Here is a 16,352-nt window from a genome sequence, read left to right as displayed (position 1 = left end):
TGCGGTAGTGGTTGACATCTCGGATCTCGGAGCGATCGATACGGATGTTCCGTTCGACAACGGTACGGCGGACGATCTGATCGCGGCGTTCGACAACGCGGCGACGGCGGTCGACGACCAGGCGTCCTCCCGGGCGTCGTACGTGACGACCGGGTCGAACGACTTCAAGGGTCACTTCTCCGAGCTGTTCACGAGCAACGCGGCGGTGGCGTCGGCGGACGCCACCGAGCTGGCCAGCCGGCTCCGCGAGGTCGCGACGGCCGCGCGCAACCTCAAGGAGGAGGCGCGCAAGGAACAGGAACGCCGCAAGACCGCGCGGGAGTGGAAGCAGCGGCAGGACGACCGGAACGTGTTCGAGGAGTTCGGCGACTGGGTCACCGGTGGCGAGGACCCGCCGGTCGGCCCGCCGGCGGACGAACCGACGATCGCGACGTCGGCGCCGCAGAACGGGAACCGGGAGACGCCGCCGCCGGGCAGCGGCGGCGGCAGTGGCGGTACGTCCTCGGCCCGCCCGTCCAACCTGCGCCAGTTCGCGTCCGGCTCGGCGACGCTGAACGAGGCGCTGCAGAACAAGCCCGGCTCGCTGCGCACCCACCTGACGAACTTCGCCTCGAAGTGCCGTTGGGGCACGCTGAGCGCGGACGGGGTGCCGACCGGCTTCGACAAGTGGCTGACCGCCAACGGCGAGGACGTCCGCTGGGCGAACACGATCGCCGACGCCTTCAAGGCCGCCGGTGGCGAGGGCAACGTCTCCACCCTGTCGAACAGTGCGCTGGCCTCGGCCCTGCAGGCGAAGGGGATCGCGGCGACCCGGCAGGACCTGACGATCGATCCGCCGCAGGCCTACGGGCATCCGCCGACCACCGGCTACTCCGACGACCCGGTGAACACCGCCACCGGCAACTTCGTCGAGACCGAGCTCGATCTCGGGTTCGCCGGCGCGGCCGCAAGCCTGGCGTTCACCAGGACGTACAACGCGATCGACGGCGCGGTCGGCCCGTTCGGGCCGGGCTGGTCGTCGATCGTGGATCAGCGGCTGGAACTCGCCGACGACGGCGCCCGGCTGGTGCTGCCGGACGGCCGGCAGGTGCTCTTCCCGCGCCAGGGCGACGGCTGGGACCGGGCCCCGGGCGAGGCCCTGTGGCTGGACCGGGTCGAGGGCGAGTCCGGCGCCATGCTCGTGGTGACCGGCAACAACGGCACCCGGTGGACGTTCAGCACGGGCGGCCAGTGGTACGCCAGCAGCCGCGGCGCCGGGACCGGGATCGTGGCCGAGCGCGACGACGCCGGGAAGCTGGTCCGGCTGATGCACGAGCGCGGCCGGTGGATCGAGATCGGCTGGGCGGACGGCCGGATCGGCGAGGTCACGGCCTCAGACGGTCGCCGGATGGCGTACGCGTACGACGACGCGGGACAGCTGGTCTCGGCCACGGGACCGAACGGGACGCGGACGTACAGCTGGAACGAGGCCGGCCTGCTCACGGCGGTGACCGGTGCCGACGGCGTGGTCGAGGTCGAGAACACGTACGACGAGCGACGTCGGGTGGCCAGCCAGCTGTCGCCGTACGGCCGGCGGACCCGCTACGCCTACCTGCCGGGGCGGACCACTGCGGTCTCGGATCTCGACGGCGGCCGTTCGAACACCTGGATCGCCGACCAGCGCGGCCGGTTGGTCGGTGTGGTCGACACCGAGGGCCGGCGGCAGTCGATGAGCTACGACGGCTTCGGCAACCTGGTCTCGGCGACCGAGCGGAACGGTGCCACGACCACGCACGGCTACGACGAGCGCGGCCGCAAGGTCCGGACCCGTACGGCATCGGGCGCGGATCTCACCTTCGGCTATGACGACGCCGACCGGGTCACCACGGTGGTCACCGAGTCCGGCGCGGTCACCGAATACGACTACGCGGGCGACGGCCGGAACCCGTCGACGATGAACGATGCCGAGGGCGGCCGGACCGAACTGCGCTGGGAAGGCGGCCTGCTGCGGCAGATCACCGACCCGACCGGAGTGCGGGTCAACTTCGGGTACGACGACCACGGCGACCTGCTGACGGTGACGAACGCCGCGGGCAACGAGGCCAGGCTGGAGCGTGACGCGGCTGGCCGGGTGACCGTCGCGATCAGCCCGTCCGGCGCCCGCACCAGCTACCACTACGACGCGGCCGGCCTGCTGCTTTCGCGGCGGGAGCCGAACGGCGCGACCTGGCGCTACGAATACACGCCCGGTGGGAAGCCGACCGCGGTGATCGATCCGTACGGCGCCCGGACCGAGCTGGAATACGGCCCGCACGGCCAGGTGACGAAGACGATCGATGCGCTCGGCCGCGCCGTGACCCGGACCTTCGACGACCTGGGCCAGGTGTCCGGCGTCGAGCTGCCGGACGGCGCCGGCTGGCGCTTCGTCCACGACGCGATGTCCCGGCTCCGCGAGACGATCGACCCGACCGGCGGCAGCTGGCGTCGCGAGTACGACGCCAACGGCGACCTGGTCGCGGTCACCGACCCGACCGGGGTCCGGCGCGAGGCGTCGACCGATCCGGCCGGGCAGTCCGCGACGCTGACCGAGGCGGACGGCACCTTCGGGCTGCGGGCCGACCAGCTGGGCCGCCCGATCGCCGCCGAGAAGGCGGACGGATCGGCCGAGTTGATCAGTTACGACCGCTGCGGCCGGCCGGTGGAACTCGTCGACGGCGAGGGACAGCTCACCCTGCTCCGCCGCGACGCAGCCGGCCGGGTCACCGAACGCGTCGCCCCGTCCGGCGCGACGACCCGCTACACGCACGACCGCTGCGGCCGGCTGGCCGCGGTGACCGACCCACTCGGCGGGCGCACCGAGCTCGAGTACGACGCCGACGGCCGGGTGGTCCGCCGGGTGTCGCCGACCGGCGAGGTCTCCTGGGCCGAGTACAACGCGATGGGCTGGCTGGTCGCGCAGTTCGTGCCCGGCCGCGGCCTGGCCCGGTTCGCCCACGACCTGGTCGGCCGGGTGATCCGGACCACCGATTCCTGGTACGGCCGCCGCCGGTTCCGCTACGACGCGGCCGGGCAGCTGATCGAGACCGTGAACGGCAACGGGGGCGTCACCCGCTACGACTACGACGCCCGCGGCCGCGCGGTCACGATCACCGATCCGCTCGGCGGCGTCACCCGCCGCGAGTACGACGCGATGAACCGGGTGATCGCCGAGACCGACCCGCTCGGCCGCACCACCACCGGCGAGTACGACGCCGCCGGCCGCCGGATCTCCCAGACCGACCCGAGCGGGCACCGGATCGAGTGGACCTACGACGCCGCCGGCCGGGACGCGAACCTGCTGGTCGACGGCCGGCTGATCTCCGCGATCACCCGCGACCTGCGGAACCGGCGGGTCAAGATCGCCGACCATTCCGATCCGGACCGGCCGATCGAGCACGAACTCGGCTGGAACCGGCGCCAGCAGCTGGTCCTCCGGCGCCGCGGCGAGAACCGGCTCGAGTGGACGTACGACAGCGACGCCCGCCGGGCCACGATGACCGGGCCGGACGGCCGGCAGACCCGGTACGAGCGCGACGGCGGCGGCCGCGTGATCGCGGTCGACCACCCGCTGCTGGGGCGGGCGACCTTCTCCTACGACGGGTCCGGACGACTGGTCCGCGCCGGCGCCGGCGACCTGATCCAGACCTGGCGCCGCACCGACGGCTTCGTCGTCGAGCACACCCTGACCCGGCCGGACGGCTCAGAGCGCACCGCGATCGAGCGGGACGAATGGGGCCGGATCGTCGCCGTCGAGGGCGGCACCGGCCGGCGCCGGTTCGGCTACGACGAGGCCGCCCAGCTGATCGAGGAACGGGTCGGCGACGGTGCGGTGTCGACCTGGCAGTACGACCGGTCCGGCCGGCTGACCGCGGAGGCGATCGGCGGCACCCGGCGGGACTACAGCTACGACACCGCCGGCCAGCTGACCTCGACCGTCACCGGCGGGGTGCGGGTGCGCTACGCGTACGACCGTTCCGGGCGGCGGACCCGGGCCGAGGCGTCCGACGGCCGGGTCCGCGAACTCGGCTGGTCCGACACCGGCTGGCTGTCCACGATCACCGACCGCGACGGCGACGAAACGAAGACGACCCGGCTCGGCGTCGACGCGCTCGGCGAACTGAGCCGGGTGGATGACGCCGAGACCTGGTGGGACACGGCGACCGGCTACGCGGCCGGCCTGATCCAGGCGGGAGAGACGCCGGTCGTGCACACGCCCGGCGGCCTGACCGGCATCGGCCAGGACTGGGAAGCGCCCGGCTGGCGTACCGCCCGGACGGCCGGCGCCGATCCCTGGACGGCGGGCACCCCCGCGGCCGGGACCGACGGGTTCGCGATCGGCGCGGCCGGCGAGATGAAGATCGCCGGCCTGGAATGGCTGCACGCCCGGGCCTACGATCCGGCGACCCGCGGCTTCCTGTCCGTCGACCCGCAGGACCCGACCCCCGGGGCGGGCTGGTCCGCGAATCCGTACTCCTATGCCGGGAACGATCCGCTGCACGCCCTCGACCCGGCCGGCCGGCAGCCGGTCACCGACGAGGAACTGAAGGCGTACGCCGCCTCCAACGACGGCGCCGCAGCCGCGGTCGGCGATTGGGTCGGCGACAACTGGGAGTACCTGGCCGGCGGGGCGATGGTGATCGCCGGCGGTGTGCTGATGGCGACCGGCGTCGGCGGCCCGGCCGGGATGATGTTGATCAGTGCCGGCGCGGACACGATCATCCAGAAGGCGACCACGGGCTCGGTGAACTGGGGCCAGGTCGCGATCTCCGGTGCGTTCGGGGCCTGGGGCGGTGCCGGCGCCGCGGCGAAACTCGGGGCCCGGACGCTGCTACAGAAGACCGTCGTCGGCGGAATGATCTCCGGTACGGCGAGCGGCGCCACCGGTGGTGCATACAGCTATCTCACCGGCCCGGGACCGCACACGGTCAGCGGCTTCATGAAGACGACCGCGCTCAGCGCCGGCGTCGGTGGTGTGACCGGCGGCGCGGCCGGAGGCTTCGGCCACGGCGCGAACGCGCTCGGGCAGCGGCTGCTGCCGCGAACCGCCGTGCCGACACCGCCGCCGACGTTGGCCGACGAGGCCCGCGGGTTGATGGGCAACCCCGGCGACACCGTGGTGCTCGGCCGGCTGGACGACACGGCGGTGGCGGCGGACTGGGAGGATCACGTCGTACTGCAGACCGACAACTGGTCGCCGGAGTTGAACGACGAGTTCATCAACGCCACCATCGATTACCAGCGGCCGGTGTATCTGGCCAGCCCGATCGAGGGGAACATGATCCAGACCCAGGGCCCGTACGCGGGGCAGCCGACGATCTTCCAGCGGGAGCTGGAGATGCTCAACGACGCCGGCTACACGATGGACGGCGACTACATGTATCCACCGCGATGACCGCTGTGGCTTCGCTGCTGGACAGCTGGAGCGAGGATCGTTCGAACCTCTGGCGATCCGACGTCGAGGCATCGCTGGGCGCCGACTCCGAGGCCTGGCTCGCCGCCGTCAGCGCCGGAGCGTTGAACCAGGACCGCTGGTGGCTGGTCCTGTCCTGGGTCGAGCACGCGGCCTCGGCTATCGCCGCGACGGGCCGGCCGGAGCTGGTCGAACTCTCCGCCTTCGCGCTGTCGTTGCTGGAGAACGGCCCGGTCGACGGACGCGAGGCGATGCTCGTCGGCGGCCTGGTCCGGCGCGCCGCCAAGCACGCCGGACTGGACTTCCTGCCCCTGGTCGCCGGCGGCTGCGCCCGCGCCGGGGCTCGTGGCGAACAGTGCCTGCGCTGGCTGTCGAAGGCGACGGACCGGCTGCCGCCGACCCACCGCGAGGTCGGCGAGGGCCGGACGTTCCGGTTCGAGCGCAAGCCGAAGACGTTCGACGAACAAGCCTTCATCCGTCGCCTCAAGGGCGAGTGATGAGCGACCGCGGCGGCGCCGGTCCGACCGACCAGCCCGAGACCAAGCCCTGGCCCAAACCGGTCCGCTACACCCTGCTGATCCTGCTCATCTCGCTGGTCGGGGTCGGCGCCGTCTACCTGCTCTATTCGCGCGGGATCCTGCCGATCGCCGGCCCGTTCGTGGCCATGTTCCTCGGCCCGCTGTTCGTCTGGCTGGGCCTGCTCTGGCGGCGGCGCCGGCTGGTTCGGCGCTCCCGCGACCTGGTACCCGACCTGCAGCGGCTCGAGGCGCAGCTCGACCAGGAGCGACAACTGCCGGCGACGGCCCGGTCCAGCGCGGCGTCGGACGTGGCGCTCGAGCAGGCCGCCGAGATCGTACGGCTCTCCGGGCAGCGGCTGGCCTGGGGCCAGGAACTCACGGCCGCCGAAGCTCTCGTCGAGCTCGCTGACCATACCGGCGCGCAGTGGCAGCCCGGCGCCCCGTTGACCGTCGAACTGCGGCGGATCGCCGACCGGGCCCGTCCGCTGATCACCCTCGGCCGCAAGGATCGTGATCCCGGCCACTGAGCGATCACGGCTCGCGCAACTGACCCAGCGTCGTGGTTAAGGTTGCCTCAACGATGTAGGGGCGATTGTCAATCTTGCTGGCTGCGGCCGGCGCCAAGGAGGAGTTGCGGATGACTCGGGTTCTCTCGACCGAGGAAGCGAAGTCGGCGATTCGGCAGATTCAGGCGATTGTGACCGGTGGTCTGACGGATCAGATTTCGCAGCTGGATACGCAGGGTCAGAAGTTGTCGCAGCCGGACATCTGGGACGGGCCGTTGGCGGCGACGTTCCGGAGCTCGACGTGGCCGGAGACGAAGGCTGCGTTGGACAAGGCGAAGCAGGAGTTGGACGACCTGCGTGGACAGCTGGAGAAGATCTCGACGAACATCTTCTCCGCGGGCGGCGGCAGCTGACCCGAGTCGGTCACTTTCTGCGGTTCGGGCCGCCGCGATCTTTCGATCGCGGCGGCCCTTTGTTTCGAATGCGGGTGCGGGGTTGCGCGGTCGGGCGCGGACGAAGGGGTTGAGGTCGCTGTGGTGGACATCGACAAGCTGAAGGGCATGCCGGATGTCACGTACGACTTCGGGGTGTCGAGTGAGGTGAAGTCGGCGTTCCGTACGGCGGCGAACACGCTGTCCGGACAGCGAGGTGATCGGTCGACGTGGCGGAGCACCGGGGCAGAGCAGTTCGACGGCCGGTTCTCGGAGATCTTCAAGACCAACGGCACCACTCAGCTCGGCGATCTCGATGAGGTGGTGACCGCGTTGCGGGCGGTCGCCACCAAGCTCGAGGACGTCGAGGAGGCGGCGCGGGAGGAGAACCAGCGCCGCAAGACCGCCCGGGAGTGGGCCCAGCGGCAGGCGGACCGATCCGGGTTCGAGAAGGGCTGGGACGACTTCTGGGGGACCGGCGAGGATCCGCCGGACGTCAACATCAAGGAGACCGGCCCCGCGCAGCATGTCAGCGCGCCCTCCTCGACGCCCCGCGAGACCCCGGCGCCCGGCAGCGGCGGCGAAGGCGGGGGAGGTACGTCCTCGGCGAAGCCGTCCAACCTGCGCTCCTTCGCCACCAGCACCGACGGCGGCGACGACGCGTTCGACGGGACCGCGACGAACCTCGAAGGCAAGTGCACCGATTTCGCGACCTCCTGCTCCTGGGCGACCCTCGACGCGTCCGGCCCGATCAAGGGCCTCAAGGACTGGCTGCGGCTGAACGGCGAGGATTCGAAGTGGGCGACCACCGTGGCCGACGCCTTTGCTCGGGCCGGTGGCGAGGGCAACGTGTCGACGTTGTCGAACTCGACGATCGAGGCGGCGCTGCGGGCGGCGAATGTTGCGGTGAACCGGCAGGACATCGTCGTGGATCCGCCGACCGCGTACGGTTCCCCGCCGACCACCGGGTATTCCGACGATCCGGTCAACACGGCGACCGGCAACTTCATCGAGAACGAAAATGATCTTGCCTTCACCGGGGCGACCGGCGAGCTCGGCCTGACCCGTACCTACAACTCACTGAACCGGAAGATCGGTGCATTCGGGCTGGGTTGGTCGTCGTGGACCGAAGCAGGGCTGACCCTGACCGACGAGGCGGCGCGGCTCCGGCTTTCCGACGGCCGGGAGGTCGTGTTCCCGCGGCTCGGTGAAGGTTGGGACCGGGCGAACGGCGAGAACCTGTGGCTGGCGCGAGCCGAGGCCGGCTACACGGTGACGAACTCGGGCGGGCTCCGCTGGGACCTCGGCCGGGACGGCCGCCTGCTGGCGACCGCGAACGGTCCGGGCACCAAGATCACGTACGGCTATGACGCCGACGCCCGCATGATCACGATGACCCACGAGTTCGGCCGCTCGGTCGAACTCCGCTGGGACAACGATCGGCTCACCGGTGCGACCGCGTCCGACGGGCGCCAGGTCAACTACCGCTACGACGACCGCGGGCGGTTGGTCACGGCGGAGCCGCCGGCCGGGACGCGCACCTACCGGTGGAACGACGCCGACCTGGTCGACGCAGTGATCGACCCCGACGGGGTCGTCGAGGCCGAGAACACCTACGACGAACGCGGCCGGGTGCTCACCCAGCGGTCTCCGTTCGGCCGCACCACCCGCTTCGTCTACCTCCCCGGCGGTGTCACCGAGGTCTCCGACACCGACGGCACCCGCGCCAACACCTGGATCGCCGACGGCAAGGGCCGCCTGATCGGCGTGATCGACGCCGATGATCATCGCCAGTCGACCAGCTACGACCGGTACGGCAACCCGGTCATGATCACCGACCGCAGCGGTGCCACGGTGATCAACGGCTACGACGACCGCGGCCGCCTGATCCATCGCGAGACCCCGACCGGGGCCAAGATCGACTGGGACCACGATGATCAGGACCGCCCGGTCACGATCACCCTGCACAACGGCACGGTGGACAACGGTGGGGGCACCGCGATCACCCGCTACCGCTACGAAGGCGACGAGCGGAACCCGTCCGAGGTGATCGACGCCGAGGGCGGGCTCACCCGGATGCGGTGGGACCGCGGCCTGCTCAAGGAGATCATCGACCCCGAAGGCGTACGCCTCCGCTTCGATCATGATCAGCACGGCGAACTGATCGCCGCCACCGACGCCGACGACAACACGGCCCGGCTGGAACGCGATGATCTTGGTCGGGTGATCGCCGCCATCACCCCGCTCGGCCACCAGACCACCTACCGCTACCACGCCACCGGTCCGCTCGAATCACGCCGCGATCCGGACGGCGCGATCTGGCGCTACGAACACACCACCGGCGGCCGCCTCTCCGCGATCATCGACCCCACCGGCGGCCGCACCGAGATTGAGCACGGTGATCACGGCGAAGAGTCGCGGACGGTCGACCCGCTGGGCCGCGCCTACGCGACGGACTACGACGAGCTGGGCAATGTCATTCGGGTCACCCTTCCCGACGGTGCCGAATGGGGCTTCGCCCACGATGCCATGTCGCGCCTCGTCGAGACCACCGACGCCGCCGGTGGCCGCTGGCGGGCCGGCTACGACGGCAACGGACACCTGACCGAGACCTTCGATCCGACCGGCGTCCGCCAGTCGGTGCAGCGCGACCGGGCGGGCCGCGCCGTACTCACCGCAGACCGGCTGACCGAAGTCCGTTCCGACTACGACGTGCTGGGCCGCAGGGTCTCCGAGACGGGCCCCGACGGGACGACGCAGCACTACCGGTACGACCGGTGCGGCCGGCTGATCGGGTACACCGACGCCACCGGCGCGGTCACCCGGATCCGGCGGGACCGCGCAGGCCGTCCGGTAGCAGCCACCCACCCGATGGGCAGCATCTACCGCTACGAATACGACGCCTGCGGCCGCCGCATCGCGACCATCGACACGGACGGCTCCCGGTACGGGTTCGGCTACGACGCTGACGGTCGCCTGATCCGAGAGGACTGGCCGACCGGCGAACAGGCCTGGATCAGTTACGACCCGACGGGCCGGCCGCTCCGGCGCTTCGAGCCCGGCTCGGGCGTCAGCACGTACAGGTACGACGCGTTGGGCCGCGTGGTCCGTACCACCGACGGCTGGCACGGCACGCGCCACTACCGCCACGACGCCACCGGCCAGCTGATCTCAGTCCAGAACGCGGCCGGTGGCGTGACCCGGTTCGAGTACGACGCCAACGGCCGCTGCGTCGCCACGATCGACCCGTTGAGCGGCCGCACCGAACGGACCTTCGACGCGGTGGGCCGGATCGTGGCCGAGACCGATCCGCTGGGGCGCACGGCACGCTACGAGTACGACCTCGCCGGGCGACAGACCAAGCGCGTCGACCCGTCCGGGACGAGTCTGACCTGGCGGTTCGACGACACCGGGCGACAGGTCGAGTCGTTCGCCGACGGCGTCCGGCTGTCCCGGATCGAACGTGACTTCGCCGCCCGGACGCTGCGCTTGTTCGAGCCGGGACGGGACGGCGACGAAGTCGTCAACGAGCTGGCGTACGACCCGGAGGGCCGGCTGGTCCGTCGGCTGCGCGGCGGCGTCGGGATGGCCTGGTCCTACGACGGCGACGGCCGTCGGATCTCCTTCACCGGCGTGCACGGTGATCAGACCCGGTACGAGTACGACGCAGCCGGCCGGGTCTGCGCCGTCGAGACTCCGGAACTGGGCCGGGCCGTGATCGATCGGGATGCGATCGGTCGGATCTGTTCGATCACCGCACCCGGCCTGTATGCGGCCTGGACCTGGGCCGGCGGCGCGGTCACCCGGCTCGAGGTGTCCCGCGACGGCCGGACGCAATTCACCGAGATCGAACGCGACGACGCCGGCCGGGTCACCGCCGAAACCACCGACGGGGTGCGGATCTCGTACGGCTTCGACCCGACCGGCCAATTGGTGGAGGCCCGCCGCAGCGACGGCTCCGTCACCGAGTACGGCTACGACGCCGGCGGCCGGTTGACCCGCGAGACCACCGACGGTCGCAGTATCCGGTATCGCTATGACGCCGCCGGGCAACTCCTCGAACGGGAGGGCTCGGACGGCACGACCAGCTACACCTATGACGGCGCGGGCCGGCGATCCGCCGAGGCCGGGCCGAGCGGCGAACGACGGTTCGGCTGGGACCCGCGCGGGTTCCTGGCCTCCATCACGACGATCACGCACGCCGACGACAAGATCACCGCCCGCACCCAGCAACTCCGGGTCGACGGCCTCGGTGAACTCGCCGCCATCGACGACGAGCCGGTCGCCTGGGACACCGCCAACCCGGTCCCGACGCTGGCCCAGGTCGGTGACCTGTCGATCACCGGCTACGGACCGCTCGTCGCGCTGCTGCCGGACCTGACCGACCGAACCGCGAGCGAGTGGATCACACCGGACTGGCGCCCCCGTTCCACCGGCGCCGATCCGTGGGGCGTCGCCGCAGGCTCGGCTCGCACCGAACTGCCCTCCGGGGTGCAGGTCGGTGGGCAGGGCAGCCTGCTGGTCGACGGGATGGAATGGATGCAGGCCCGGGTCTACGATTCCGGCACCCGCGGCTTCCTGTCCACCGACCCGCTCGATCCGGTGTTGGGCACCGGCTGGGCCGGGAATCCGTACTCGTTCGCCGGCAACGACCCGCTCAACCAGTCCGACCCCTGGGGCCTCAAACCCGTTACCGACAAGGAGCTCCAGGCCTATCGCGACTCCAACAACGGCGCCCTCGCCGCGGCCTGGAACGCGACCACGAACTGGGTGGCCAACAACTGGGAGTACATCGCCGCCGGCGCCATGATCGTCGCCGGTGTGGCCTTGATGGCGACCGGAGTCGGCGGCCCGATCGGGCTGGCCCTGGCCGGCGGCGCCCTGTCGATGGGAATGTCGGTCGCGCAGCAGAAGGCGACCAAGGGATCGGTGGACTGGGGCCAGGCCGGCCTCGAAGGCGTCATGGGCATGGTCCCGATCCCCGGTGCCGGTGCCGCCAGCGCGCTGGTCAAGTCCGGCGCGAAGGCGGTGGGACGCACCGCGGTCGGTAACAGTGTGAAGACCTTCGGCCGGAACGCGCTCGGCAGCGTGCGGCAGTACGGCGACAACGCGCTGGCCAAGCTCACCGGCACCGCGAAGGGTGGGTGCTTCGTGGCGGGCACCCAGGTTCTGCTGGCCGATGGCGCGTCGAAACCGATCGAGGAGATCATCGTCGGCGACGAGGTCGTTGCGGCCGACCCGGCGACCGGCGCGGCCCACCTGCGGCGGGTCGTCGAAACCTTCGTCCACGAAGAGGTCGAGACCTTCCTGGTGCAGACCTCAGCGGGATCGGTCACCTCAACGGCTGAGCATCCGTTCTACGTGGAGGGCAGAGGGTGGGTTCCAGTCGCTGAACTCCACCCGGGTGACGTTCTGATCGACTCGAACGGCCAGGCGGTCGAGCTGATCGAGGTCGTCGGAACGGGCGAAACCGCGACCGTCTACAACTTCCACGTCGACGAACTGCACAACTATCATGTCCAGACCGGCAACCGATGGGTCCGGGTCCATAACGACTGCACGCCGTTCGCCATGGGTATCGAGGATCACTTGGACGATTTCGCACGCCAGCACGGGGCGACGACCTGGAAGCAACTCGACGACAAGTTGAATTGGCAGCAGGGCGTGTACGCCAAGCTGAGCGACCCGGACCAGCGCGTGCTCTTCAACCTCGACGGAGTCGATGTCTGGCCTGGTGTCATGCGAGCAGCCTCCGGGCGCGGCGGGGCCACAGATTGGGAACTCATGCAACTGAAGCAGGGCACCTTCCCGAATGTCGAGTTCTGGCAGAACGGCGCCCGAGTCGAAAGCCCGTTCTCATGATCGCGAACTTTCCGGACCGGCGATTCCAACTGTGGGAATACCGGCCTGGCCACGGGTCGCTCCTGATCCGGAGCCCGCGCGGCCCGGAGCAGGAGACCAACGTCGACGTGATCTTCGTCGGCGTCGAGTTCGTCGCCCTGCCTCGCTGGTTGCACGGATTGGACCTGCGCCTGGGCACCGCCGACGAGGCGCAGGTCGTGGCAGCACAGTTCGGGAGGCCGGTGAACGGAACGCTGTACGTGGTTTCCTCCGGCGCATCGACCTACTACGTCGAAGCGCTCGAGGCCACGACCGACGAGAACACGAACGATCTCTTCAGCAGCCCCTTCGATCTCGGTCGCGATGCCCCGGATCATCCTGCCGAGTGACGGCCGGTACGACTGGCTGACGGAGTCGAAGGGTTACCTTCACGACGTCGACGTCGAGCTCGACGACGGCAGCATCGTCAAGATCAACTTCTATGACCCGGCGCGGCTGGCTCAAGACGTCGAAGCCGAGCTACGCCGTGGAACGGCCGGGCTGTCGTGGAAGCGGTTGATCGTCGTCGAGTCGGTGACCCTGGCAGCGATGCAGTCCGCCGTCGACGCGGTGGCGCCCGAGTTCTTCGACTGACCGGGATGTCGTGATTTCCCTTCGCATCGGCCGCCAAGGGCGGCGGCGGTTGCCACGCGGAAACGGCCCGTCAGCAGAGAGATCGCGACATGCCCTCGGGGTGAGCGACCACGCACCGCTGTGACGTACCCCTATCCTGGCGCGGTGCATCGATGGAGCGAGCGTGGCGGGTACGACTGGCAGCTGATCGAGCCGACCGAGCCGTCGCCGGAGGTCGTGCTGGGCGCGACGCTGGCGTACGGGATGTTGGACGAGTCCGTCGCCGACTACGGGACGCTGCAGACGGTCGCCGGAGCGATCCGGGCCGAGCTCGGGCGGCCCATCGAGCTGCCCGAGGGCGGGGTCTCGGTGCCGGAGGGGCTGGTGGAGATCAGCCAGGACACCCTGACCTTCGCGGTACGGGGACGGCCGGAGGCCGTGGTCTCGACCTGGCGCCGGGTGGCCGGCTACTTCAGCGGCACCGTCCCGGCCGACAGCGCGGACCCGCACCCGGTCGACACGTTCGGCTGGACCAGGGACGCCGCCCTGCGCGCCGGCATGAGTTCGTTCGTGCTGTCCCTGCTCGACCTGCCGGCGATCGAGGTGGCGCCGGACAAGGTCGAGGAGTTGCGGCGGCACCTCGACCCGGCCCAGGGCACGGTGCGCTGCGCGTTCTTCACCAACGACGAGTCCTTGATCGCGGTCGACGCGTTCGCCGCGCCGGCCGTCGACCCGCGGCGGCAGTCGACGCCGGCACCCGGGCGGGCCCGCGGGGCGGCGACGCCGGGCAGCCTGGCGGCGCCGCTCGGCCCGGTGCAGTTCACCGCGGTCGTACCCCGGACCCGGGCGGGACTGGCGGCCGGTCTGGCCCTGCGGACCCATTTCGCGGCGGCTCTGTCGGCGGCCGGTGGCGGCGATCCCGGTACCGGGTGCGCGGTGCACGAATTCGGTGCCGACCGCTGGATCACGATCGTCTGCGACGGCGTACCGGCGCCGCAGCACCGGGACCGCGCGATCGCCCGCACCCTGGCCACGCCGATCGCCGACGCGCGGCTGGCCGCGGTGATCACCGAGCTCGAGTCACTGTCCGACAGCCAATGGGCCCGGAACCGCCGGGTCCTGGGACTGCCGGAGGACCTCGAGCCGCTCACCGTGCCCGCTGTCCGGCATGCGCTCGGCGCCGCCCTGAACACGGTGCACGTGACGAGCCTGCTCGGCGAGTCCGACCGCAGCGTCTCCGTCCTGCCCGGCTACCCGGAGCTGATGGCCGACCTGCCCGCCGAACGTGGCGAGAAGTTCAACGCCTGGCTGGCCCAGTCACCGATGGGCGGTGCGACCGCCGGCAGTGCCAGGCTCGGCGCCCGGACCCTGCTGGTCGAGTCCCCGGGCGAGGCCCTGGGTGACCCGGCGGAGCGCGAGATCGTCGACCTCGATGCCGCCGCGGTGATCATCGAGTACAGCGCGACCAACCTGGTGATCTTCGACGACCGACTGCGCGGGGTGGATGTCGACACGGGCCGGTTGCGGCGCGGGCCGAAGCTCCGCGAGCAGCTGGACCGTCGGCTGGCCGACGTGCCCCGGCTCAAGATCATCGACCAGGCCAAGCCCGCCGCCGAGTCACCCCAGGTGCGCTCCACCAAGCGCCGGTACGTCATCGGAGCGATCATCGCGGCCGTCGCGGTCGGCGCCGTGTTCACCGGCGCGATCGTGCAGAACGCGACCCGGGCCAAGCCGGTCACGGAGCGGGTCGCCGAAGGGCAGACGGTCGAGCTCGCCGGCGGCACCACGCTCACGGCCCGGAGCATCGAGGCCCGGGCCGACGGCCGCGACCTGATGGTCAACGCCACCGTACGGATCTGTGCCGGTGGCGACATCAGTGCCCGCGGCACGGATCCGGCCGTGCAGCGCGCCGTCGGCCCGGCCAACTTCGGCCTCTCCTCCCAGGACGGCATGACCGGCGAACGCACCGACGGCGGCGGCCCGCAGCTCGCCGCCACGACCCTGCCCGAGGGCCAGTGCCTCGACGGCGAGCTCGCGTACCGGATCCGGGACACCGGCAGCCCGCTGAGCTTCGCCTACCGCAACCCGTTCGGCGACGACGTCGTCTGGTACGACCAGTAACCACCCGGGATTCTGCATCGCGAAATTCGGCGGCTCACTTTCTGTAGGGTGAGTGCCACTTCACCGAGGCAATGGGAGGTCGGGTGCCGGAGGAAACGGTGCGCGCACGCGGCGGCGTGCAGTCCGTCGAGCGCGTCTTCGAGCTGCTGGAACTGATGGCCGAGGCCGGCGGCGAGATCTCGCTGAGCGACCTGTCGGCCCGGGCCGGCCTCCCGATGCCGACGATCCATCGGCTGCTGCGCACCTGTGTCACGCTCGGCTACGCCCGCCAGCTCCCGTCCCGGCGGTACGCCCTCGGCGCGCGGCTGATCCCGCTCGGCGAACTGGCCGGCCAACAGCTCGGCCGGGTGGCCCAGCCGGAACTGGTCCGGGTGGTGGCCGACCTGGGCGAGACGGCGAACATGGCCCTGCTCGACGGGGACCAGGTGGTCTACGTCGCGCAGCAGCCGTCGCCGCACTCGATGCGCATGTTCACCGAGATCGGCCGCCGGGTGAGCCTGCACGACACCGGGGTCGGAAAGGCGATCCTGGCCGGATTCGGCGACGACGCCGTACGCCGGATCGTGCAGCGGGCCGGACTGCCGACGCCGACGGCCAAGAGCCATGGCACGGTGCAGTCCCTGCTGACGGATCTCGACCAGATCCGTGAACGTGGCTACGCGATCGACGACGAGGAGCAGGAGGTCGGGGTCCGCTGTTACGCGGTCGCCGTGCCGGGCTCGCCGTCGCCGATGGCGATCTCGGTCTCCGGCCCGCTGGCGCGGGTCGACGAGGACTTCGGCCGGCGCGCCGTACCGGTGTTGCGCCGAGCCGCGGCGGCGATCGCCGCCGAACTGGCGCCCTGACCGGCGCCGACCCCTTTCCCAGGCACTGGCGATCCCGAGGCCCGGGCTGT

Annotated in this window: 9 protein-coding genes; all 9 read left to right on the top strand. The window is 71.0% G+C overall.

What is annotated here, in order from left to right; genetic code table 11:
* Window positions 1–7: 7 nt before the first annotated feature.
* The 9 genes from ACFQU4_RS25890 to ACFQU4_RS25850 all read left to right on the top strand — a co-directional run bounded on the left by ACFQU4_RS25890 (window position 8) and on the right by ACFQU4_RS25850 (window position 16,302).
* On the top strand, window positions 8–5,410 hold the full coding sequence (locus ACFQU4_RS25890; protein ID WP_377497554.1) for a DUF6531 domain-containing protein: 5,403 nt from the start codon (window positions 8–10) through the stop codon (window positions 5,408–5,410).
* Window positions 5,407–5,925: a hypothetical protein gene (locus tag ACFQU4_RS25885; RefSeq protein ID WP_377497552.1), complete on the top strand. Its 519-nt coding sequence runs from the start codon at window positions 5,407–5,409 to the stop codon at window positions 5,923–5,925. The genes ACFQU4_RS25890 and ACFQU4_RS25885 overlap by 4 nt, the downstream gene beginning before the upstream one ends.
* Window positions 5,925–6,473, top strand: coding sequence for a hypothetical protein (locus tag ACFQU4_RS25880; protein WP_377497550.1), 549 nt, complete (start codon window positions 5,925–5,927; stop codon window positions 6,471–6,473). The genes ACFQU4_RS25885 and ACFQU4_RS25880 overlap by 1 nt, the downstream gene beginning before the upstream one ends.
* A 110-nt stretch (window positions 6,474–6,583) precedes the next feature.
* Complete coding sequence (locus ACFQU4_RS25875) at window positions 6,584–6,865, top strand: pyrophosphorylase (protein ID WP_377497548.1); 282 nt, start codon at window positions 6,584–6,586, stop codon at window positions 6,863–6,865.
* 123 nt (window positions 6,866–6,988) lie between these two features.
* Window positions 6,989–12,745, top strand: a complete 5,757-nt coding sequence (locus ACFQU4_RS25870; protein ID WP_377497546.1) for a polymorphic toxin-type HINT domain-containing protein — start codon at window positions 6,989–6,991, stop codon at window positions 12,743–12,745.
* 107 nt (window positions 12,746–12,852) lie between these two features.
* Window positions 12,853–13,113: a hypothetical protein gene (locus ACFQU4_RS25865; RefSeq protein WP_377497544.1), complete on the top strand. Its 261-nt coding sequence runs from the start codon at window positions 12,853–12,855 to the stop codon at window positions 13,111–13,113.
* On the top strand, window positions 13,088–13,357 hold the full coding sequence (locus tag ACFQU4_RS25860; protein ID WP_377497542.1) for a hypothetical protein: 270 nt from the start codon (window positions 13,088–13,090) through the stop codon (window positions 13,355–13,357). Before ACFQU4_RS25865 ends, ACFQU4_RS25860 begins: the two co-directional genes overlap by 26 nt.
* A 144-nt stretch (window positions 13,358–13,501) precedes the next feature.
* Window positions 13,502–15,457 (top strand): hypothetical protein, encoded by a 1,956-nt coding sequence (locus ACFQU4_RS25855; protein WP_377497540.1) that lies wholly within the window; start codon window positions 13,502–13,504, stop codon window positions 15,455–15,457.
* 83 nt (window positions 15,458–15,540) lie between these two features.
* Window positions 15,541–16,302: an IclR family transcriptional regulator gene (locus ACFQU4_RS25850; RefSeq protein ID WP_377497538.1), complete on the top strand. Its 762-nt coding sequence runs from the start codon at window positions 15,541–15,543 to the stop codon at window positions 16,300–16,302.
* The last annotated feature ends 50 nt before the right edge of the window (window positions 16,303–16,352 follow it).

It is taken from the genome of Microlunatus sp. GCM10028923 (assembly GCF_042666975.1).
In the GTDB taxonomy this organism is placed as follows: Bacteria; Actinomycetota; Actinomycetes; order Propionibacteriales; family Propionibacteriaceae; genus Microlunatus.
Note: the sequence above shows the minus strand (reverse complement) of the source record. Positions and strands in the feature narration are given on the sequence as shown.

Coding starts and splice junctions, on each gene's coding strand:
- ACFQU4_RS25885 (WP_377497552.1), top strand. CDS start 5,407: ATGACCGCTGTGGCTTCGCTGCTGGACAGCTGGAGCGAGGATCGTTCG.
- ACFQU4_RS25880 (WP_377497550.1), top strand. CDS start 5,925: ATGAGCGACCGCGGCGGCGCCGGTCCGACCGACCAGCCCGAGACCAAG.
- ACFQU4_RS25875 (WP_377497548.1), top strand. CDS start 6,584: ATGACTCGGGTTCTCTCGACCGAGGAAGCGAAGTCGGCGATTCGGCAG.
- ACFQU4_RS25860 (WP_377497542.1), top strand. CDS start 13,088: ATGCCCCGGATCATCCTGCCGAGTGACGGCCGGTACGACTGGCTGACG.